Raw genomic sequence first — 18,742 nt, forward strand, 5'->3', positions numbered from 1 at the left:
CTGCGCCGAATTCCACAGGCCTAGCCTTTTGTAAGGACGTATATGATCAAAAAATGCTTGTTCCCGGCAGCCGGCTACGGCACTCGCTTCCTGCCTGCTACCAAAGCCATGCCCAAGGAAATGCTGCCGGTGGTCAACAAGCCACTGATCCAGTATGGCGTTGAAGAAGCATTGGATGCTGGTCTGAACGAGATCTCCATCGTTACCGGGCGCGGCAAGCGAGCCCTGGAAGACCACTTCGACATCAGCTACGAGCTGGAGAACCAGATCAAGGGCACCGACAAGGAAAAATACCTGGTCGGTATCCGTCGTCTGCTCGACGAGTGCTCGTTCTCGTACACGCGCCAGACCGAAATGAAAGGCCTCGGCCACGCCATCCTCACTGGCCGCCCACTGATCGGCGACGAGCCGTTCGCGGTGGTGCTGGCGGACGACCTGTGCGTCAACCCGGAAGGTGACGGCGTGCTGACGCAGATGGTCAAGCTGTACAAACAGTACCGCTGCTCGATCGTCGCCATCCAGGAAGTCGACCCGCAGGAAACCAACAAGTATGGTGTGATCGCCGGTGAGATGATCCGCGACGACATTTTCCGTGTGACCAACATGGTCGAAAAACCGGCTCCGGAAGACGCGCCTTCGAACCTGGCGATCATCGGCCGTTACATCCTGACCCCGGATATCTTCGACATCATCGCCAATACCAAACCAGGCAAAGGCGGTGAAATCCAGATCACCGATGCCCTGCTGCAGCAGGCCAAAGATGGCTGCGTGATTGCCTATAAGTTCAAAGGCAAGCGTTTCGACTGCGGTGGTGCCGAAGGCTACATCGACGCGACCAACTTCTGCTTCGAGAACTACTACAAGACTGGCAAGGCTTACTGACAAGCCCTGCTGGCCTCAAAGCCATCCTTCGGGGTGGCTTTTTTGTTTGCTGCGGCCAACGGCGGTATGCTGGACGCCTGCCTAGGAGAGTGAATACATGGCCTTCGATTTTGATCTGTTCGTGATTGGCGCCGGGTCCGGTGGTGTACGCGCAGCGCGTTTTGCTGCCGGTTTTGGCGCCAAAGTGGCAGTGGCTGAAAGCCGCTACCTGGGGGGGACCTGCGTCAACGTCGGTTGTGTGCCGAAAAAGCTGCTGGTGTACGGCGCGCACGTTGCCGACGAGCTGGAGCAGGCCGCAGGTTACGGCTGGACGTTGGAAGAGGGGCATTTCGACTGGGGCACCCTGATTGCCAACAAGAATCGGGAAATCGAGCGCCTTAACGGTATCTACCGTAACCTGCTGGTCAACAGCGGGGTGACCCTGTTGCAGGGCCACGCGCGTCTGACGGGTGCCAATGAAGTGGAAGTGGACGGTCAGCGCTACACCGCCGAGCACATTCTCATCGCTACCGGTGGCTGGCCGCAGGTACCGGACATCCCCGGCAAGGAACTGGCCATCACCTCCAACGAAGCCTTCTACCTCAAGAGCCTGCCGCGCCGCGTGCTGGTGGTAGGCGGGGGGTATATCGCCGTCGAATTTGCCGGCATCTTCCAGGGCCTGGGTGCCGACACCTCACTGCTGTACCGTGGCGACCTGTTCCTGCGCGGCTTCGATGGCTCGGTGCGCACCCACCTGAAGGAAGAGCTGGAAAAGCGCGGCCTCGACTTGCAGTTCAACGCCGACATCCAGCGCATCGACAAGCTCGAAGATGGCCGCCTCAAGGCCACGCTCAAGGACGGCCGCGAGCTGGTAGCCGACTGTGTGTTCTATGCCACTGGCCGGCGCCCGATGCTGGACAATCTGGGCCTGGAAAACACCGGCGTCGAACTGGATGCGCGCGGCTACATCCGGGTTGATGAGCAGTACCAGACCACCGCGCCCTCGATACTTGCCATTGGCGATGTGATCGGCCGTGTGCAGTTGACTCCAGTGGCCTTGGCTGAAGGCATGGCCGTGGCGCGGCGCCTGTTCAAACCTGAGCAATACCGCCCGGTGGATTACCAGAACATCCCCACGGCGGTGTTCAGCCAGCCGCCAATCGGTACCGTGGGCCTGACCGAAGAGCAGGCGCTGGAGGCCGGGCACAAGGTGCAGGTATTCGAAAGCCGCTTCCGGGCCATGAAGCTGACCCTGACCGACATTCAGGAAAAGACCCTGATGAAGTTGGTGGTGGACGCCGAGACCGACAAGGTGCTGGGCTGCCACATGGTCGGTCCTGACGCTGGCGAGATCATTCAGGGCCTGGGCATTGCGCTTAAAGCCGGTGCGACCAAGCAGCAGTTCGACGAAACCATCGGCGTGCACCCGACGGCGGCTGAAGAGTTCGTGACCATGCGCACAGTCACCCGCTGATAACGCGGAGCCTGCTGTACAGCCTGTAGAAGCAGCCTTGTGCTGCGATGGGGCCCTTGTTCGGGCCTCTTTGCAGCAAAAAGGCTGCTACAGGGATGTGTACAGGGCCGGATCAATACACCCACACTTCGACCCGCCGGTTGCGCAGCCGGCCTTGCTCCAGTTCATTCCCGGCCACTGGCAATTCATCGCCCATCCCGGTCACCTGCATCACCTCCACCCCTCCGCGCGCGAGTTCGCGGCGCACCGCTTGCGCGCGCAGGCGGGAGAGCAGGGCTGCGCGCCCGGGGGTTTCCTTGGGGTCGCCGAACCCAACCAGCACTGCCTTGCCCTGTAGCTTCCCGGCCTGGCGCAGGTACTCTGCCACCCGCTGCACATCGCGCAGGGCCTTGTTGTCCAGGCTGGCGCTTCCTTCCTGGAAACGGAAGTTCACACTCAGGCGCTGCGCTTGCCGGGCCAAGGTACGATAGCGCGGTGGCATGTCACGTTGGGGGGCGACGGACACGGCCTTGACCTGCTGCGAAACGAAACCCTGCTGGGCGATGATCGCCTGGCCGGCCGGGCTCTGAGCGAAATCCGCCAGGGCCTTGGCCTGGGGCTTGGGGTTGGCTGGCAGGTAAAAGTACAGGCGCCGCGAGAGCGGGTAGTCCTCGCTGGCCACCCGTGCGCGCTCCGGCAGCATGGCCGGCGCGTCGCCCTCGGCCACCGCGAGCACCTTGGCCCCGTGTACGGCGGCCAAGCTGCTGAAACCGATGGCCTGGCGGTCGTTACCCACTCGCTCCGCCAGTTCGTCGCTGGACTCGAAGCGCCTGGCTTTGGCCGAAAGCTCGCCGTGCTGAGGTTCCAGCACCAGTGCCTTGAAGGTCTCGAAAGTCCCGGAACGGTCGTCTCGGGCATACAGGTGAATGGCCCCGCCCGGTATGCCCAGTTGTTCCCAGCGCTGGATCTGCCCGGAAAAAATTTGCGCCAGTTGCCGAGTGTTCAGTTGGGGAATTGGGTTGTCGGGGTGGACGAAGACTGCGACGCCGTCGAGGCCGATCACGTGTTCGGCGCCTGCTGCGCGCAGGTCACCCAGCGCCTGCAACTGGCGGACTTCACTGTCGTTGATCGGCCGCGAGGCAGCGGCCAGGTCCGCTTCGCCACGGCCCAGCGCGACAAAGCCGGTGCTTGAGCCGTGGGCGGCAATGTCGATGCGCAAGGGCTGGCCGTGCTCGTCGCGGGCGGTAATCACCCACTCGTTGGCAACCTTGCCCGGCTGTTGTTCGATGGCTGTGGCCTGCTGCGCGCGCAATTGCCCCTGTACCAGCGCCGGCAGCAAGGCCGCGCCGATGGTGTTGGAGCCTTGCACGCGCAGGTGCAGGGGCTCAGCCAAGGTCGCGAGTGGTAGCAGGGTGAGCAGCAAGACAAGCAGGCGGAGCATGCCGGGTGGCCTGTGGCATAGAGTTGGCCGGCAGATTACGACAATGGCGTGATGATAATGTGACGGGGTGTACGCCTCCAATCGTGCAGCGCCTGCCAGGTCGTGCGCCGCGCGGACGGTGCTCGATCTGGCAGGCGCTGCAATGCAGAAGAGCGTTAATGCGCCCCGGCCGACTTGCTCAGGTCACTCTCGGCCCATTCGGTATAAATGCAAGCGTCGGTCACTGCCCAGCGCACCTTCACGTTGTCGCCCGGCTGCATCGGCATGCCCGCCGCCGACAGTGCCTTCACGGTCAACTCGGTACCCCCTGCAGTTACCACATGGCAGGTCTGGCTTTCACCCAGGAACAGCACTTCACCAACCTTGGCACTGACCTCGTTCCAACCCGCCGGCAGCGGCTCGCGCGTGGCCTGCTCAGCGGTCAGGGCCACGGCTTTTTCCGGGCGCACCATGATCAGTGCATCCTGCGAGGCGGTCAGCCCCGGGGTCAAGCGAATGGCCACTGGCTGGCCTTCGAAGCTGCCCGCGCCGTTGCTGCTGGCCTTGATCCGCAGGAAGTTGGAGTTGCCCAGGAACGATGCGACAAAGGCATTCGGTGGGTTCTGGTACAGGTCGTAACCGGTGCCCAGGCCGACGATCTTGCCGTGGCTGAAAATGGCGATGCGCTGTGACAGGCGCATGGCTTCTTCCTGGTCGTGGGTGACATAGACGATGGTGATGCCCAGGCGGCGATGCAACTGGCGCAGTTCGTCCTGCAGGTCTTCACGCAGTTTCTTGTCCAGCGCGCCGAGCGGCTCGTCCATCAGCAGGATACGTGGTTCGTACACCAGCGCCCGGGCAATCGCCACGCGCTGCTGCTGGCCGCCCGACATTTGCGAGGGTTTGCGGTGGGCGAACTGTTCCAGTTGCACCAGCTTGAGCATGGCGTCGACGCGCTTGGCGGTTTCGGCAGCGCCGAGTTTGCGAATGGCCAGTGGGAAGGCGATGTTGTCACGCACATTCAGGTGCGGGAACAGCGAGTACCGTTGGAACACCATGCCGATGTCACGCTTGTGCGGTGGCACGTTGACCAGCGACTGGCCGTCGACCAGGATCTCGCCGCTGCTCGGTGTTTCGAAGCCGGCCAGCATCGACAGGGTGGTGGACTTGCCCGACCCGCTGGAACCGAGGAAGGTCAGGAACTCGCCGTCCTGGATCTCCAGGTCGAGGTTGTCCACGGCGGTGAAGTCGCCGTAGTGCTTGTTCAGGCCGCGCAGGCTGACCAGGGCCTTGCCATGCGCGTTGTCTTTGATCACTGCACTCATTGTTGTTATCTCCGCGCGCTCAGGCGTTGGTTTCGGTGCGCCGGCGCAAGGCGGCGGCAATGAACATGACAAGCAGCGACAGGCCGATCAGCAGGGTCGAGGCCACGGCGATCACCGGGCTGAGGTCCTGGCGCAGGGTGGTCCACATCTTCACTGGCAGGGTCTGCAGGTCGGGGCTGGCCATCATCACGCTCAGCACCACTTCATCCCATGACACCAGGAAGGCGAACAGGCCACCGGCGATCATGCCGGGACGAATGGCCGGGAAGGTCACCTTGAAGATGGCCTGCAGGCGCGAGGCGCCGCAGATCACCGCGGCGTCTTCGATCGACTGGTCGAACAGTTTCAGCGAGTTGATGATCGAGATGATGGTGAACGGCAGGGCGACGATCACGTGGCTGACCACGAACGCAAACAGCGTGCCGGTGTAGCCAAGCTTGAGGAACAGCGCGTACACCGCCACGGCAATGATCACCAGCGGTACGATCATCGGCATGGTGAAGAGCCCGTACAGCAGTTCGCGGCCCGGGAAGCGGCCACGCACGAGGGCGAACGCGGTGGGCAGGCCCAGCAGCACGGCGGCGACCGTGGTCAGCATGGCCACCTTCAGGCTGGCCAGCGCGGCCTCCATCCACTCCGGGTTGGAAAAGAACTGGCCATACCACTTGAAGGTCCAGCCCGGTGGCGGGAACACCAGCCACTGTGACGAGCCGAATGACAGCAACACGATGAACACCACCGGCAGCAGCAGGAAGGCCGCGATGACCCCGGTGGTCAGGTACAGGCCCGTACGCAGCGGGCGGCCCATGGCATTGGGAGACAGGAGCATGGCGGTTTACCTCGCGTTGCCAACCGGGGATTCCGGCTGCAGCTTCAGGTACAGGTAGAAGAGCACCAGGGTGATCGCTACCAGGAGTGCGGCGGCAGCGCTGGCCAGGCCCCAGTTGAGGAACGACTGCACCTGCTGGATGATGAATTCGGGCAGCATCATGTTCTGCGCACCCCCCAGCAGCGCCGGGGTGACGTAGTAACCGAGCGACATCACGAACACCATCAGTGCCCCGGAGAACAGCCCCGACCGGCACAGCGGCAGAAACACCTTCCAGAAGTTGGTCCACGGGCTGGCGCCACAGATCGAACCTGCCTGCAGCACCATCGGGTCGATGGCGTGCATGGTCGCCTGCAGTGGCAGCACGATGAACGGGATCATGATGTAGCTCATGCCGATCACCACGCCGGTGAGGTTGTGCACCATTTCCAGCGGGGCATCGATGATGCCCATGGCCATCAACGCCTTGTTGATCACCCCCGAGCCTTGCAGCAGCACCAGCCACGAGTAGGTGCGCGCCAGCAGGCTGGTCCACATCGACAACAGCACGATGTTCAGCAGCCAGCGGCCCCAGCCCTTGGGCACCAGGGTGATCGCCCAGGCCAGCGGGAAGCCCAGCAGCACGCTGATCAGGGTAACCACGCCGGCCACCGAAAAGGTGTTGAACAGCACACGCGCGTAGGCCGAGTTGGCAAACAGCTGCTCGTAATTACCCAGCCCCAGGGTGGGTTCCAGCACCCCGCGCAGCAACAGGCCGATCAGTGGCGCGAAGAAGAACACGCCAAGGAACAGCAGGGCGGGCAGCAGGTTGCGGCTGCCTTTCCAGCGCTGGCTCAGGCTTGCGCGGCGCGGGACGGTGCCCGGGGCGCCGGCACCCGTGGGGGCACCTTGCGCATTGTGCAGGGCGTTGATGGCGACTTTCATTTGACCAACCACTCATTCCAGCGGGCCGCGATGGCTTGACCGTTTTTGGCCCAGTAGGCGAAGTCGAGGGTGACCTGGTCCTGGGCGTAGGCAGTTGGCAGGTTTGGCGCGAGGTCTTTGTCCAGTTTGGCCACGCTGTCGACGTTGACCGGCGCGTAGGCGGTCTTGTTGGCGAATTCGGCCTGGCCTTCGGCGCTGCTGGCGTTGGCCAGGAATTTCATCGCCGCGTCCTTGTTCTTGGCGCCTTTGGGGATGACCAGGAAGTCGGCCATGACCAGGTTCTGCTTCCAGCTCACGCCCACCGGTGCACCGTCTTGCTGCAGGGCGTAGACACGGCCATTCCAGAACTGCCCGAGCGAAGCTTCACCCGAGGCCAGCAACTGCTGCGACTGGGCGCCACCGCCCCACCAGACGATGTCTTTCTTGATGGTGTCGAGCTTCTTGAAGGCGCGGTCCAGGTCCAGCGGGTACAGCTTGTCGGGGGCTACGCCGTCGGCCAGCAGGGCCAGTTCCAGCACGCCTGGGCTGGGCCATTTGTACAGGGCTCGCTTGCCGGGGTAGGTCTTGGTGTCGAACAGCGCGGTCCAGTCCACCGGCTTGTTGGCGCCGAGCTTGCCTTCGTTGTAGCCGAGCACGAAGGAGAAGAAGAATGAGCCGACGCCATGATCGGAGACGAAGCGTGGGTCGATCTTGTCGCGCTTGATCTGGGTGAAGTCGAGGGGTTCGAGCAGGCCTTCGCTGGCGGCACGCAGGGCAAAGTCGGCTTCGACGTCGACCACGTCCCACTGCACGTTACCGCTCTCGACCATGGCTTTGAGCTTGCCGTAGTCGGTGGGGCCGTCCTGCACGACCTTGATGTTCGTGGCTTTGGTAAACGGTACAGCCCACGCTTCTTTCTGGGCGTCCTGGGTCGTACCGCCCCAGCTGACGAAGTTGAGGCTGTCGGCGGCCTGGGCGGCCTGACATGCCAGGGTCAGCAGGCTGGCAGACAGCACTGCGGTTACACGTTTGCTTAACAGCATGGTTACGCCCTCGTTGCTTTTGTTATTCGAGGCGGGGCTTTTGGTGCGCCCGCCAATAGTGTTCGGGGAGCAGCTAAAACAAAGTGTTCTGGTGGCCGTTTTTAATTGTAGATGCCGGCCTGTAGACTCAAGGTCTACGGGATATCATATTATGGTATTCCAAGATTTTGGCAAGAGGTATGGGCCGACCGGCCATCACTCCGCCCTGTCAAAAGCACCAAGGGCCCTGTAGGAGCGGGTTTACCCGCGAATGCGTCGGTGGTGTCACCCTCGCATTCGCGGGTAAACCCGCTCCTACAGGGCCCCGCTAAATCAATTGCTTGTGTGTTCTCAGCCATCCATCCCCGGGTCGAACGGGATGCTCTGCACCACCTCCAGCTCATAGCCCGCCAGCCCCGCGTATTTCAGCGGTGGCCCCAGGTGATGCAGCTTGCCCACGCCAAGGTCCTGCAGAATCTGCGCCCCGGTACCCACTTCGGAATACACCTTGGACTGGCCACGTTGATAAGGCCGCACAGGGTGGGTCAGTTGTGGCACGCGCTCAAGCAAGGCCTGGGAGGATTCGTGGTTGGCCAGGATCACCACGACGCCAGCACCTTCATCGGCCACCTTCTGCAGCGCCGCCCACAACGTCCAGTTGGCGGGGCCTGCGTATTCGGCACCGACCAGGTCGCGCAGCGGGTCAATCACATGCACCCGAACCAGGGTGGGTTGTTCGCGGCGAATGTCTCCCATGACCATGGCCATGTGCACGCCACCTTCGATGCGGTCTTCATAGGTGACCAGGCGGAAGGTGCCATGCACGGTCGGTAGCTCGCGCTCGCCGATGCGTTTGATGGTCTGCTCGGTGCTCAGACGGTAGTGGATCAGGTCGGCGATGGTGCCGATCTTGATGCCATGCCGGGCGGCGAACACCTCCAGATCGGGGCGGCGGGCCATGGTGCCGTCGTCGTTCAGCACTTCAACGATGACCGAGGCCGGACTGAAACCGGCCAGTCGTGCAAGGTCGCAGCCGGCTTCAGTGTGGCCAGCACGCGTCAGCACGCCGCCTTCGCGGGCGCGCAGGGGGAAGATGTGGCCAGGTTGTACCAGGTCTTCGGGGCGAGCGTTGGGGGCCATCGCTGCTGCCACGGTGCGAGCCCGGTCAGCGGCGGAAATGCCGGTGGTGACCCCGGTGGCCGCCTCGATCGACACGGTGAACGCGGTGCTGAACACGCTACCGTTGGCCGGAACCATCTGCTCCAGGCCCAGGCGCTGGCAGTGATCGTCGGTCAAGGTCAGGCAGATCAGCCCGCGCGCCTCGCGGGCCATGAAGTTGATGGCCTGGGCGTCGCAACGCTCGGCGGCGATCAGCAGGTCGCCTTCGTTTTCCCGGTCCTCGTCATCCACCAGCAGGACCATCTTGCCTTGCCGGTAGTCCTCGAGAAGTTCCTCGATGGTGTTGAAAGCCATGGTGCACGCTCACTGTGGTGGGGTGAATTTTATGGTATACCATCATACACAAATATCGCCGTAACAGGAGAGCAGCACATGAAGGCCTACTGGATCGCCCATGTGGACGTGACCGACCCCGAGCAATACCAGCAGTACACCCAGCGCGCCCCGGCTGCCTTCAAGGCATTCGGCGGTCGCTTCCTGGCCCGTGGCGGGCGCAGCGAGGCGATGGAAGGGAGGGCTACGCCTCAGCGTAGCGTGGTGATCGAGTTCGATTCGTACGCGCAGGCCGTCGCCTGTTACCGCTCCGCGCTGTACCAAGAGGCATGCAGCCATCGCCAAGGAGTGGCGAAGGCTGAGGTGATCATTGTGGAAGGGTTTGAGCCCTGAGCAGGATTTGCCGGCCCTTTCGCGGGTAAACCCGCTCCTACACAGGCCACCACAAAATTTGACGGTTGTGGTGGCCTGTGTAGGAGCGGGTTTACCCGCGAAAGGGCCGGACCTGCCGCACCGATGGCAGATTCATTGAAGCCTGCGGGCCGTTTCCGCAAATAGAAGCAAAAGACCCGCCCAGGCGGGTCTTTTGCTCATCGCCTCACTGCAGATGCACTTTAAGTTCGTTGCCCGCCTGCCGCAGCGCCGCCTTTACTGCCGGCACTTGGCTCAACGGGTTGAGCAGCCCATAGTCATGAATCATTCCGTTGTAGCGCACCGAGGTTACTATCACGCCCGCCGCATTCAACTTGCGGGCATACGCCTCACCTTCATCCCGAAGCACATCGAACTCAGCCGTTTGCACCAGGGCCGGTGGCAAGCCCTTCAGCTGTTCGGCGGACGCCCGCAGCGGCGAGGCGTAAATCTGCGCCCGTGCCTTTGCATCAAGGGTGTAGTTGTTCCAGAACCACTTCATCATCCCGGTGGTCAGGAAGTGTCCTTCGGCAAACTGCTTGTACGACGCTGTCTCGAAGCTGGCATCGGTCACCGGCCACAGCAGCAACTGGAAGCGCAGGGCAGGGGTGCCGGCTTCTTTGGCCTTGAGTGCAACCACCGCCGCCATGTTGCCGCCAACGCTGTTGCCGGCTACAGCCAGGCGCTTGCCATCCACGCCGATCTCCTTGCCATGCTCGGCCACCCAGCGGGTCGCGGCGTACGCCTGGTTGATCGCCGTCGGGTAGTGCGCTTCTGGTGACGGGGTGTAGTCCACATAGACCGCCACTGCACCCGAGCCGACCACCAGGTCGCGGATCAGTCGCTGGTGGGTCGGGAAGTCGCCCAGCACCCAACCGCCGCCGTGGAAGAACATGAACACCGGCAGATCACCTTTGACATTGGTCGGGCGTACCACTTGCAGCTTGATCGACTGGCCGTTGGCCTCAATGGTGCGTTCCTTCACTTCGATGCCTGAGAGGTCGACCTTGACCGAGGCTTGGGCGCCGGTCAGTACTGCGCGGGCGTCGTTCGGGGTGAGCTGTTCCAGCGGCTTGCCACCCCCTTTCTCCAGGGCTTCGAGGAAGGCCTGGGTGTGTTGTTCGACACCTGGGCTGCCTGCGGCGAAGGCACTGGAAACGGACAGGGCCAGGAGTGAAGTGGTGAGGGCTTTGTGGACAATGTTCATGAGCGAATCCTTTTCTGTACAAGTGTTGGTAGTGGGCGTCTTGCCTGGCCTGTGGGGCCATCGCTGCGACTTGTGCGTAGATTAGGCAGATGCACTCGTGGGAAAAAGCCGCTATAAAGTGTTTGACTGTCAGCAAGAGCGAGACAATGAACCCTTACGAAGACATGCGGATCTTTGCCCAGGTGATGGAGGCCGGCAGTTTCACTGCTGCCGCCGACCGTCTGGGCATGTCCAAGCAATCGGTCAGCCGGCGTCTGATGCAGCTTGAAGAGCGCCTGGGCGTACGTCTGCTCAACCGCTCCACCCGGCGCCTCGATGCCACGCCACTGGGGCAGCACTACTACCAGTCGGCCCTGCGCTTGCTGGGTGAAGTGCAGCAGGTCGAGCACGACATCAGCGGTCAGGCCCAGGTCCTGCGCGGCACCTTGCGCCTCAGTGCGCCGCTGTCGTTTGCCATGGCGCACCTGGGCTGCCTGCTGACCGAGTTTCTGCAACTGCACCCCCAGGTCGATGTGGAGGTAGACCTGAGCGACCGCGCCGTGGACCTGATTGGTGAAGGCTATGATCTGGCGCTGCGGATTGGTGCACTGGAGGACTCCAGCCTGATCGCCCGGCGTATCGCCAGTGTCGAGCGCGTCTACTGTGCAAGCCCGGCGTATTTGCAAGCACGGGGAGTGCCGGAAAAACCGGATGAGCTCGCCGCACATGACTGCCTGCCCTATGGCCATTCGCGGCAGGTGCAGTGGCAGTTCCACAAAGGTGGTAAAGCCCAGGCAATTCAGGTGACCGGGCGCATGCGGGCGAACAATGGCGAGTTGCTGCGGGGCGCTGCGATTGCCGGGATGGGGGTTACTTACCTGCCGACCTTTATCGTTGGGCAGGCGTTGGCGGAGGGGCAACTGGTGACGGTTCTGGATGGGTGGCGCCCGCCCGCGCTGCAGCTGTCGGCGGTGTATCCGCAGCACCGGCAGGTGGCGCGGCCGGTGCAGGGTTTTGTCAGCTTCCTGCGTGCGCGGCTGGCGCAGCTCTGACTGTCGGTACAGGCTATGCTTGCCCTATGAGTACCCCTGTCCCTTTACGCCAACCTTGTCCCCCTGGCGCCTGCGACTGCGGCCGCGAACAGCTGGCCGACCATCCGCAGGCGGCCCAGCGTATCCTCCTGCTGACCCGGCAGGAGGAAAAACGCCTGCTCGAACGCCTGGAAAACCTGAAGGATCTGGAAGACCTCCAACGTCTGCAGCAGCGCCTGTACGAAAACCTCGGCATCCGCGTGCACATCACCCCCGGTTACAACGAGGTACGGACCATGCGCGGCATCGTCATCGAACTGGACGACCAGCCCGGGCTGTGTCGCAAGACCCGGCAGTCTATCCCGGCGGCGATCCGGCGCGGGCTGGAGCGTAATCCGCAGGTTGCGTTCCGATTGCTCGATACGCACGACCTGTTGCGTGATACCTGAGCGTTGATACCGGGACCGGCCGCGCCCGCATGGGAGCGAGTCAATTCCGTTAATTTTTACACCGCTTGCTACGTCTACTTGAAAGCCACTTTGCGCCAGGCGCGCAGCGGCATCATCATTAAAGGAGACAGGCAATGACTTCCGTTTTCGACCGCGACGATATCCAGTTCCAGGTAGTGGTCAACCACGAAGAGCAGTACTCGATCTGGCCCGACTACAAAGCCATCCCCAACGGCTGGCGAGCCGTGGGCAAAAGCGGCCTGAAGAAGGACTGCCTGGCCTACATCGATGAAGTCTGGACCGACATGCGCCCGCTGAGCCTGCGCCAGAAAATGGCCGAAGCTGCCGCCCAGTGACCGTGCTGAACCTGCTGTGCCTGCCGTACTCCGGGGCCAGCGCCATGGTCTACAGCCGCTGGCGGCGCAAGCTGCCGGCCTGGTTGCAGGTGCGCCCGGTAGAGTTGCCCGGGCGGGGTGCGCGCATGGGCGAGTCGCTGCACACCGACATGCAAGGTCTGGCCCGGCAACTGGCCAGCGAGCAGCGGCTGGCGGCAAGTGCTCCTTATGCGCTGCTCGGCCACAGCCTGGGTGCACTGCTGGCCTTCGAGCTGGCCCATGAGCTGCAGGCGTTGGGCTGCCCGGCGCCGCTGGCCTTGTTCGCCTGCGGCACCGCTGCACCTACCCGGCGTGAAGACTACGACGGCAACAACTGGCGCGAGCCCAAGAGCGACGCTGAGCTGATCAGCGAGTTGCGCGAGCTGCAGGGCACGCCTGAGGAAGTGTTGGCCAACGCGGAGCTGATGAGCCTGACCTTGCCGACCTTGCGTGCCGATTTTCTGTTGTGCGGCACTTATGCATACCGCCAGCGACCGGCGTTGCAGTGCCCCCTGCATGTGCTGGGTGGCGTGGATGACCGGGCCAGTGATGAGCAACTGCGGGCATGGCGCAATGAAACCCACGGCGCGTTCTCGCTGCAGATGTTCCCAGGTGGCCATTTCTTCATCCATGAGCAGGAAGACCGTGTGCTCGCTGCGCTTACCGCGTCACTGCAGCCGCTTCGGCTGTCCGCCTGATTGACGTCACCGCTTGCCTGGGGGAGGCTAGGGTTTTTCCCAGGCAAGAGGCAGGCAATGCTGATCGATCCACTCAAGGCCACGCTGCTGGTCGTCGACATCCAGGAAAAACTCATCGGTGCCATGAGCGATCCCGAAGGCACTCGGGCACGGGCCCGCTGGTTGCTGGCGGCGACTGCCGAGCTGGCGCTGCCGACAGTGATTTCCGAGCAGTACCCCAAAGGCCTGGGCCATACCCTGGCCGAACTGCTGGCCGCAGCCCCGACAGCCGACGTGGTAGAGAAAAGTCACTTTTCCTGCGTGGCCGCCGAGTGCCTGCCAGCCAGCCTGATGGCGCGCGATCAAGTGATCGTCTGCGGCATGGAAACCCATGTTTGCGTGCTGCAAACCGTGCTTGGCCTGCTGGCGCTGGGCAAGCAAGTGTTCGTGGTCGAGGATGCCTGCGACAGCCGCACCCCGGCCAGCAAGGCTGCAGGCCTGGCGCGCATGCGTGCCGCCGGCGCGCAGGTGGTGACCCGCGAGATGGTGTTGTTCGAATTGATGGGCAGTGCCGGGCACCCGCAGTTCCGCCACATCAGCAAAACCTATCTGGTCGGTGAACAGCCCTGAACGGCCGGTTACTGGCCATTTCGGTGATGGCCCTGGTGCTGTTGCAAGGCTGTGCCGGGCGCCGCGAAGAAGCGCCCGAAGCGGACCCGGCGAAAGTCCGTGCGCAGCTGTTGCGGCTGTTACCCGCCCAGGTCAAGGACCGCGAGGGTTGGGCCAAGGATATCCAGGCAGCCTTCGAAGCCCAGCGCATAGCGCCCAGTAAAAGCAACCTGTGCGCAGTGCTGGCGGTGACCGAACAGGAGTCGACCTTCACTGCGGACCCACAGGTGCCCAACCTTGGGCGTATCGCGCGCCAGGAGATCGACCGCCGCGCTGCGCGCCTGCATATTCCCAAACTGCTGGTCGACGGTGCGCTGAAGACGCCGTCGGGCAACGGCAAGAGCTACCAGCAGCGGTTGCAGACGGTGCGCAGCGAAAAGCAGTTGAGTGAACTGTACGACGAAGTCGTTGCACGCCTGCCGCTGGGCAAGACCTTGCTGGGCGGGCTGAATCCGGTGCACACCGGCGGGCCGATGCAGGTCAGCATCGACTTTGCCGAAAAGCATGCAAGGGATTACCCCTACAGCCATGAAGGCACGATTCGCCAGGAAGTGTTCAGCCGGCGCGGCGGCATGTATTTCGGTATTGCCCACCTGTTGGGCTACCCGGCCAACTACGAGCGTCAGCTTTACCGGTTTGCCGACTTCAACGCGGGCTGGTACGCCAGCCGCAATGCGGCATTCCAGGCGGCATTGAGCAAGGTCACGGGGGTGAAGTTGGCACTGGACGGCGACCTGGTGGCGCCGGGGGCGATCATGCCGGGAAGCACCGAGCTGGCCGCGCGCAAGCTGGGGGTGAAGCTGGGGCTGCGTAACCCGCAGATCCGAAGCCAGTTGGAGGAGGGTGACAGCCTGGCGTTCGAAGACAGCAAGCTGTACAGCGGGGTGTTTGCCCTGGCGGATGCCAAAGCCGGCAAACCGGTGCCCCGCGCAGTGCTACCGGGCATCGAGCTGAAGAGCCCGAAGATTACCCGCAAGCTGACCACGGCCTGGTTTGCCGGGCGGGTGGATGAGCGCTATCAGCGGTGCATGAAGCGTTAGCCTGGTAGCAACCGCGATCCTTGAGCGGGTTTACCCGCGAATACGGTGGTGGTGGCAACGGTGATCGGCGGGTGGAAATTGGCCAGCAGGGCCGGCCTCTTCGCGGGTAAAACCGCTCCTACACGACGGCCCGTGCCCAACCACCGACGCGTGTCCAATGTAGGAGCGGGCTTGCCCGCGAATACGGGCGAAGCCCGTGCCATCCACCGCGTGGGCCTGTCCGATCAGCGCCCGCCCAATGCTCCAACCACTTGGTCAACGCTGGCTTTGAGCCCCGCAATCGCATCCTCAGGGTCACTCTCCACCACCACCAGTTTGGCCCCGGCTGCCTTGATCACCTCGGCCACCGCCTCACCCGGCTGACGATGGTCCAGCACCAGCGCCACGTCCTGCGCCTTCAGGTTCTCGCCCAGCGCCTTGAGCGCGGCTGCATCCCATTCGGCCGGCAGTGGCTGCTCGACCGCATCCAGGTTCAACCCGTTGACCAGATACCCCAGCCTCTCCGACAGGCTCACCACCGTCAGGTTGTCAACTTTGGCCAGCCGCGTCTGGCTGCTGGCCGAAAGCTCCAGCAATTGGCGTTTGAGCCCTGCCAGGTTGCCCTGGATCTTTGCCTTGTCATCCGGCGCCAGGCGCTCCAGGTCATTGGCAACCACGTCGGCCATGCGCCCGAGGTTGGTCGGGTTGAGCCAGGGGTAAGCGCCATACGCATCGTCACCGCTCACCGCGATACCCGGCAGTGCGCCATCCACCGGTCGCGCGGCATCGATCTCGACAATGCGGATATTGCTGCGCCGGGCCATCGGGTACAGCGGGTCGTCACGCCAGATAGAGCGCACGCCGATCACTGCATCTGCCTGCTGGGCGGCCTTTTGCAGGCCAGCGCCACCGCGCCCGCTGAAATACGACGGTTGGCGGCTGGCAGGCAGGTTGGCCGGTGCTGCCCGCTGGAGCTGCACTGCAGTGCCGTCGAGCAGGGCGCTGGCCAGGCTGTGGGTGACCGGCAGGGTTGTCAGCACTTGCGTGGCGAAAGACAGTGACGGCAGGCCGGCCAGTGCCAGCGCCAGGGTCAGGTGTTTGAAGTTCATGCCGGGTTTCCTTGCAGGCGGGGAACGAGGGCGCGGGCCAGGGCGGCCAGGGCAAAGCAGATGCCGGCGACCAGGATGATCGCGGCCCCTGAGGGTACTGGCAGGTCGAAAACGATCGGCAGCAGGATGCCGAACAGGGTGCTGATGGTGGCAATCAGCACCGACAGTAAGAAAAAGCCCTTGAGCGACTGGCTGACCAGGCGAGCGGCGGCGGCCGGGATGACCAGCAGCGCACCGACCAGGATGGCCCCGATCACCTTTACCGCAGCCACGGTCACCAACGTGACCAGCACCACGAACAGATAGTCCAGGGTCTTTACCGCTACCCCGCGCACAGCCGCCAGCTGCGGGTTGAAACTGGCCAGCATGATGCGGTTGTACAGCGGCAGGGCCAAGGCCAGTACCAGCACCGCGACGATGCCCAGCACAAGCAGGTCCTGGGCGCTAACGGTCAGCACCGAGCCGAACAGTACGTTCTCGAGGATGTGCACGTTGATCTTGCCCGCCAGCATCAGCAGCAGGCTGGCGCCCAGCGCCAGCGACACCGACAGGAACACGCCAATCAGTGTGTCCGGTGACAGCCCGGTGCGGTTGCGCAGGAAGTTGAGCAGGATGCCGAACAGCAGGCAGTAGCCGAAGAGGCTGCCGTAAGGGCCGGTATAGGGCTCACCCAGCAGGATACCGATGGCCACGCCGGTCAGCGCCGCATGGCCGACCGCTTCGGAGAAGAAGGCAAACCGCTTGACCACCACCAAGGTGCCCAGGCCGCCTAGCACCGGGCCGATCATCAGGCCGGCCAACAGGGCGTTGACCACGAAGCCGTAGGCCAGCGCCTCGGGCAGATAGCCGGCAGTGGCCCAGTCCTGGACCGTTTGGCGAAAGAATTCAAAACTCATCAGGCAAGCCTCTCGCTACGCGGGTGAACGGAGAACAGGCCAAGCAGGCGCTCCGGGGTCAGGGCTTGGGCAGGCGGCGCATCGAACAGCACCTGGCGGTTAAGGCCTGTTACCCGGTCCGCCAGACGCAACACGGCTTCCAGGTCATGCTCGATCCACAGAACGGTAGTGCCGGCCTGGCGCCAGCCCTGCAATAACTGTTCGAACACCTGGATACCGGCTTCATCGAGGGCCGACATCGGCTCGTCCAGCACCAGCAACTGCGGCTCGGGGATCAGGCCTTGGGCCAGCAGCACGCGCTGGCGCTCACCGCCGGACAGTGCACCCATGCGCCGCGTGCGCTTGTCGAGCATGCCAACCTGAACCAAGGCTGCATCAATGGCTGGCTTCACGCGCCGCGACAGGCCGAGGAAGGCCGGGCGGCGCTGGCACATGGCGGCCATGAAGTCGTCCACGGTCATTGGCAGGCCGCGGTCGAACTCCAGTGCTTGCGGCACGTAGCCAATCACTTCGCGCTCACCTGGCCAATGCAGGGTCAGCTGGCCCTGGTGTGGCATCTGCCCGAGCAGGGTCTTGATCAACGAGCTCTTGCCGCCGCCGTTGGGGCCGACGATGGCGTGCACGCTGCCTGCTGCCACGCTGAAACTGACCTGTTCGAGGATGCGTGTGCGGCCCAAGGTCAGGTCGATGCCGGCGAATTCGATGCGCGGCCCGCAGGCGGTCACCAGCTTGGCGGCAGCGGTCATGCGCGGTTCTCCTGAATGGCGCGGACTACCGTGTCGAGGTTGCGCTTCATTTCCACCTCGTACTTGTCCTTGGTGTAATCGCCGTAGGAAATATGCGTCAACGGATACAGGCGCACGCCGGACTCACGCTGAATGGTTTCGACATAGGCCGACGGGAAGTCCATTTCCGAGAAGATCACCCGCACGTCCAGTGCCTTGAGCTGGTCGATGGTCTTTTTCAGCTGTGCCGGGCTGGGCTCGATGCCATGGGCAGGCTCGACGACGGCCGTCACCTCTAGACCGAAGTCGCGCACCAGGTAGTCATAGGCAGCATGGATGGTGGCGACCCGGAACGTTGCGCCAGGGGCTTCGGTGACCTTGGCCAGGGCGTCGGCACGCAGGGCGCGCAGGCGCTTGGCGTAGGCACGGGCGTTTTGCGTGTAAAGCCTGGCGTTGTCCGGGTCGAGTTTGCCCAGTTCACGGGCGATGTTGTTCACCTGGGCGATGGTGGTGCTGATCGACAGGAAGGTGTGCGGGTTGACCACCTTGCCGGCACCGCGCGCGGCAATGCCGGTGGCCGCCAGCAACGGCACGTTCTGATTGGCTTCGATAGTGGCGATGTCGGGTTTTTCGCTGGTGGCGATCATGCGGTCTGCGAAATCGTCATGGCCAACACCGTTGAGCACCACCACGTCCAGGGTGCCGATGCGCTTGATGTCCTCGGCCCGCGGCTCGTAGGCGTGCGGGTTGAAGCCCGCCGGAATCAGGGGAACCACCTCGGCCTTGTCGCCGACAATATTGCTCACGTAGCTGTAGTAGGGGTGCAGGGTGATGCCGATACGCAGCGGCTTGCTGTTATCGGCCAGGGCCAGTGCCGGCAGGGCAAGGGCCAGGAGCAGGGCGAGGGCGGAGCGAAACATGGGCGAGTCCT

At 63.4% G+C, this 18,742-nt stretch carries 20 protein-coding genes; 9 read left to right on the forward strand and 11 right to left on the reverse strand.

Features of this window, described 5'->3' with window-relative positions:
- Positions 1 to 42: 42 nt before the first annotated feature.
- Together galU and gorA are read left to right on the forward strand one after the other, a co-directional pair.
- Positions 43 to 882, forward strand: a complete 840-nt coding sequence (gene galU / locus AC3B5Q_RS10310) for a UTP--glucose-1-phosphate uridylyltransferase GalU (protein WP_014590484.1) — start codon at positions 43 to 45, stop codon at positions 880 to 882.
- Positions 883 to 979: 97 nt separating this feature from the next.
- Positions 980 to 2,335, forward strand: coding sequence for a glutathione-disulfide reductase (gene gorA / locus AC3B5Q_RS10315; protein ID WP_021784247.1), 1,356 nt, complete (start codon positions 980 to 982; stop codon positions 2,333 to 2,335).
- 112 nt (positions 2,336 to 2,447) lie between these two features.
- Here gorA and AC3B5Q_RS10320 read toward each other — a convergent pair whose 3' ends face one another.
- The 6 genes from AC3B5Q_RS10320 to ribBA all read right to left on the reverse strand — a co-directional run bounded on the left by AC3B5Q_RS10320 (position 2,448) and on the right by ribBA (position 9,286).
- A complete protein-coding gene (locus tag AC3B5Q_RS10320) occupies positions 2,448 to 3,755 on the reverse strand; it encodes a substrate-binding domain-containing protein (RefSeq protein ID WP_021784246.1) in 1,308 nt (435 codons plus the stop codon).
- 155 nt (positions 3,756 to 3,910) lie between these two features.
- Complete coding sequence (locus AC3B5Q_RS10325; RefSeq protein WP_103462324.1) at positions 3,911 to 5,059, reverse strand: ABC transporter ATP-binding protein; 1,149 nt, start codon at positions 5,057 to 5,059, stop codon at positions 3,911 to 3,913.
- Between the two features lie 19 nt (positions 5,060 to 5,078).
- Entirely contained in the window at positions 5,079 to 5,888 is an 810-nt protein-coding gene (locus tag AC3B5Q_RS10330; RefSeq protein WP_021784244.1) for an ABC transporter permease, read from the reverse strand.
- A 6-nt stretch (positions 5,889 to 5,894) separates the two neighbouring features.
- A complete protein-coding gene (locus AC3B5Q_RS10335; protein WP_103469805.1) occupies positions 5,895 to 6,812 on the reverse strand; it encodes an ABC transporter permease in 918 nt (305 codons plus the stop codon).
- The gene (locus AC3B5Q_RS10340) at positions 6,809 to 7,834 is read right to left on the reverse strand and encodes an ABC transporter substrate-binding protein (RefSeq protein ID WP_021784242.1); all 1,026 of its coding nucleotides are present in this window, start codon (positions 7,832 to 7,834) and stop codon (positions 6,809 to 6,811) included. Before AC3B5Q_RS10340 ends, AC3B5Q_RS10335 begins: the two co-directional genes overlap by 4 nt.
- Positions 7,835 to 8,164: 330 nt before the next feature.
- Positions 8,165 to 9,286 (reverse strand): bifunctional 3,4-dihydroxy-2-butanone-4-phosphate synthase/GTP cyclohydrolase II, encoded by a 1,122-nt coding sequence (ribBA, locus tag AC3B5Q_RS10345; protein ID WP_488393072.1) that lies wholly within the window; start codon positions 9,284 to 9,286, stop codon positions 8,165 to 8,167.
- Between the two features lie 78 nt (positions 9,287 to 9,364).
- Between ribBA and AC3B5Q_RS10350 the strand changes: the two genes are divergently transcribed.
- Positions 9,365 to 9,658, forward strand: a complete 294-nt coding sequence (locus tag AC3B5Q_RS10350; RefSeq protein WP_003256229.1) for a DUF1330 domain-containing protein — start codon at positions 9,365 to 9,367, stop codon at positions 9,656 to 9,658.
- Positions 9,659 to 9,863: 205 nt separating this feature from the next.
- Here AC3B5Q_RS10350 and AC3B5Q_RS10355 read toward each other — a convergent pair whose 3' ends face one another.
- Complete coding sequence (locus AC3B5Q_RS10355) at positions 9,864 to 10,883, reverse strand: alpha/beta hydrolase (protein WP_488393073.1); 1,020 nt, start codon at positions 10,881 to 10,883, stop codon at positions 9,864 to 9,866.
- 146 nt (positions 10,884 to 11,029) lie between these two features.
- Here AC3B5Q_RS10355 and AC3B5Q_RS10360 point away from each other — a divergent pair, with 146 nt between their 5' ends.
- From AC3B5Q_RS10360 to AC3B5Q_RS10385, 6 genes are all read left to right on the forward strand, one after another.
- Positions 11,030 to 11,914, forward strand: a complete 885-nt coding sequence (locus AC3B5Q_RS10360; protein ID WP_028697654.1) for a LysR family transcriptional regulator — start codon at positions 11,030 to 11,032, stop codon at positions 11,912 to 11,914.
- A 26-nt stretch (positions 11,915 to 11,940) separates the two neighbouring features.
- Entirely contained in the window at positions 11,941 to 12,342 is a 402-nt protein-coding gene (locus AC3B5Q_RS10365) for a hypothetical protein (RefSeq protein WP_021784237.1), read from the forward strand.
- A gap of 134 nt (positions 12,343 to 12,476) precedes the next feature.
- On the forward strand, positions 12,477 to 12,698 hold the full coding sequence (locus AC3B5Q_RS10370; protein ID WP_003256222.1) for an MbtH family protein: 222 nt from the start codon (positions 12,477 to 12,479) through the stop codon (positions 12,696 to 12,698).
- Positions 12,695 to 13,414, forward strand: coding sequence for a thioesterase II family protein (locus AC3B5Q_RS10375; protein WP_101195979.1), 720 nt, complete (start codon positions 12,695 to 12,697; stop codon positions 13,412 to 13,414). Before AC3B5Q_RS10370 ends, AC3B5Q_RS10375 begins: the two co-directional genes overlap by 4 nt.
- A gap of 57 nt (positions 13,415 to 13,471) precedes the next feature.
- Complete coding sequence (locus AC3B5Q_RS10380; RefSeq protein WP_101195978.1) at positions 13,472 to 14,023, forward strand: hydrolase; 552 nt, start codon at positions 13,472 to 13,474, stop codon at positions 14,021 to 14,023.
- Positions 14,024 to 14,049: 26 nt separating this feature from the next.
- On the forward strand, positions 14,050 to 15,102 hold the full coding sequence (locus AC3B5Q_RS10385; RefSeq protein WP_103444209.1) for a DUF1615 domain-containing protein: 1,053 nt from the start codon (positions 14,050 to 14,052) through the stop codon (positions 15,100 to 15,102).
- Between the two features lie 224 nt (positions 15,103 to 15,326).
- Here the strand turns inward: AC3B5Q_RS10385 and AC3B5Q_RS10390 are convergent, their stop codons facing one another.
- The 4 genes from AC3B5Q_RS10390 to AC3B5Q_RS10405 are packed head-to-tail and all read right to left on the reverse strand — an operon-like array spanning position 15,327 to position 18,731.
- Positions 15,327 to 16,190 carry a metal ABC transporter substrate-binding protein gene (locus AC3B5Q_RS10390; protein ID WP_103444210.1) on the reverse strand — a complete coding sequence of 288 codons (864 nt, stop codon included), beginning with the start codon at positions 16,188 to 16,190 and terminating at the stop codon, positions 15,327 to 15,329.
- The gene (locus AC3B5Q_RS10395) at positions 16,187 to 17,086 is read right to left on the reverse strand and encodes a metal ABC transporter permease (RefSeq protein ID WP_101195977.1); all 900 of its coding nucleotides are present in this window, start codon (positions 17,084 to 17,086) and stop codon (positions 16,187 to 16,189) included. Before AC3B5Q_RS10395 ends, AC3B5Q_RS10390 begins: the two co-directional genes overlap by 4 nt.
- A complete protein-coding gene (locus AC3B5Q_RS10400; RefSeq protein WP_488393074.1) occupies positions 17,086 to 17,832 on the reverse strand; it encodes a metal ABC transporter ATP-binding protein in 747 nt (248 codons plus the stop codon). Before AC3B5Q_RS10400 ends, AC3B5Q_RS10395 begins: the two co-directional genes overlap by 1 nt.
- Positions 17,829 to 18,731 (reverse strand): metal ABC transporter substrate-binding protein, encoded by a 903-nt coding sequence (locus tag AC3B5Q_RS10405; RefSeq protein ID WP_021784230.1) that lies wholly within the window; start codon positions 18,729 to 18,731, stop codon positions 17,829 to 17,831. Before AC3B5Q_RS10405 ends, AC3B5Q_RS10400 begins: the two co-directional genes overlap by 4 nt.
- Positions 18,732 to 18,742: the final 11 nt, after the last annotated feature.

Source organism: Pseudomonas sp. D5(2026) (genome assembly GCF_057766845.1).

Excerpts from the sequence above, each read along its gene's own strand:
- galU (WP_014590484.1), top strand. The coding sequence starts at position 43 with ATGATCAAAAAATGCTTGTTCCCGGCAGCCGGCTACGGCACTCGCTTC.
- gorA (WP_021784247.1), top strand. The coding sequence starts at position 980 with ATGGCCTTCGATTTTGATCTGTTCGTGATTGGCGCCGGGTCCGGTGGT.
- AC3B5Q_RS10320 (WP_021784246.1), bottom strand. The coding sequence starts at position 3,755 with ATGCTCCGCCTGCTTGTCTTGCTGCTCACCCTGCTACCACTCGCGACC.
- AC3B5Q_RS10325 (WP_103462324.1), bottom strand. The coding sequence starts at position 5,059 with ATGAGTGCAGTGATCAAAGACAACGCGCATGGCAAGGCCCTGGTCAGC.
- AC3B5Q_RS10330 (WP_021784244.1), bottom strand. The coding sequence starts at position 5,888 with ATGCTCCTGTCTCCCAATGCCATGGGCCGCCCGCTGCGTACGGGCCTG.
- AC3B5Q_RS10335 (WP_103469805.1), bottom strand. The coding sequence starts at position 6,812 with ATGAAAGTCGCCATCAACGCCCTGCACAATGCGCAAGGTGCCCCCACG.
- AC3B5Q_RS10340 (WP_021784242.1), bottom strand. The coding sequence starts at position 7,834 with ATGCTGTTAAGCAAACGTGTAACCGCAGTGCTGTCTGCCAGCCTGCTG.
- ribBA (WP_488393072.1), bottom strand. The coding sequence starts at position 9,286 with ATGGCTTTCAACACCATCGAGGAACTTCTCGAGGACTACCGGCAAGGC.
- AC3B5Q_RS10350 (WP_003256229.1), top strand. The coding sequence starts at position 9,365 with ATGAAGGCCTACTGGATCGCCCATGTGGACGTGACCGACCCCGAGCAA.
- AC3B5Q_RS10355 (WP_488393073.1), bottom strand. The coding sequence starts at position 10,883 with ATGAACATTGTCCACAAAGCCCTCACCACTTCACTCCTGGCCCTGTCC.
- AC3B5Q_RS10360 (WP_028697654.1), top strand. The coding sequence starts at position 11,030 with ATGAACCCTTACGAAGACATGCGGATCTTTGCCCAGGTGATGGAGGCC.
- AC3B5Q_RS10365 (WP_021784237.1), top strand. The coding sequence starts at position 11,941 with ATGAGTACCCCTGTCCCTTTACGCCAACCTTGTCCCCCTGGCGCCTGC.
- AC3B5Q_RS10370 (WP_003256222.1), top strand. The coding sequence starts at position 12,477 with ATGACTTCCGTTTTCGACCGCGACGATATCCAGTTCCAGGTAGTGGTC.
- AC3B5Q_RS10380 (WP_101195978.1), top strand. The coding sequence starts at position 13,472 with ATGCTGATCGATCCACTCAAGGCCACGCTGCTGGTCGTCGACATCCAG.
- AC3B5Q_RS10385 (WP_103444209.1), top strand. The coding sequence starts at position 14,050 with ATGGCCCTGGTGCTGTTGCAAGGCTGTGCCGGGCGCCGCGAAGAAGCG.
- AC3B5Q_RS10390 (WP_103444210.1), bottom strand. The coding sequence starts at position 16,190 with ATGAACTTCAAACACCTGACCCTGGCGCTGGCACTGGCCGGCCTGCCG.
- AC3B5Q_RS10395 (WP_101195977.1), bottom strand. The coding sequence starts at position 17,086 with ATGAGTTTTGAATTCTTTCGCCAAACGGTCCAGGACTGGGCCACTGCC.
- AC3B5Q_RS10400 (WP_488393074.1), bottom strand. The coding sequence starts at position 17,832 with ATGACCGCTGCCGCCAAGCTGGTGACCGCCTGCGGGCCGCGCATCGAA.
- AC3B5Q_RS10405 (WP_021784230.1), bottom strand. The coding sequence starts at position 18,731 with ATGTTTCGCTCCGCCCTCGCCCTGCTCCTGGCCCTTGCCCTGCCGGCA.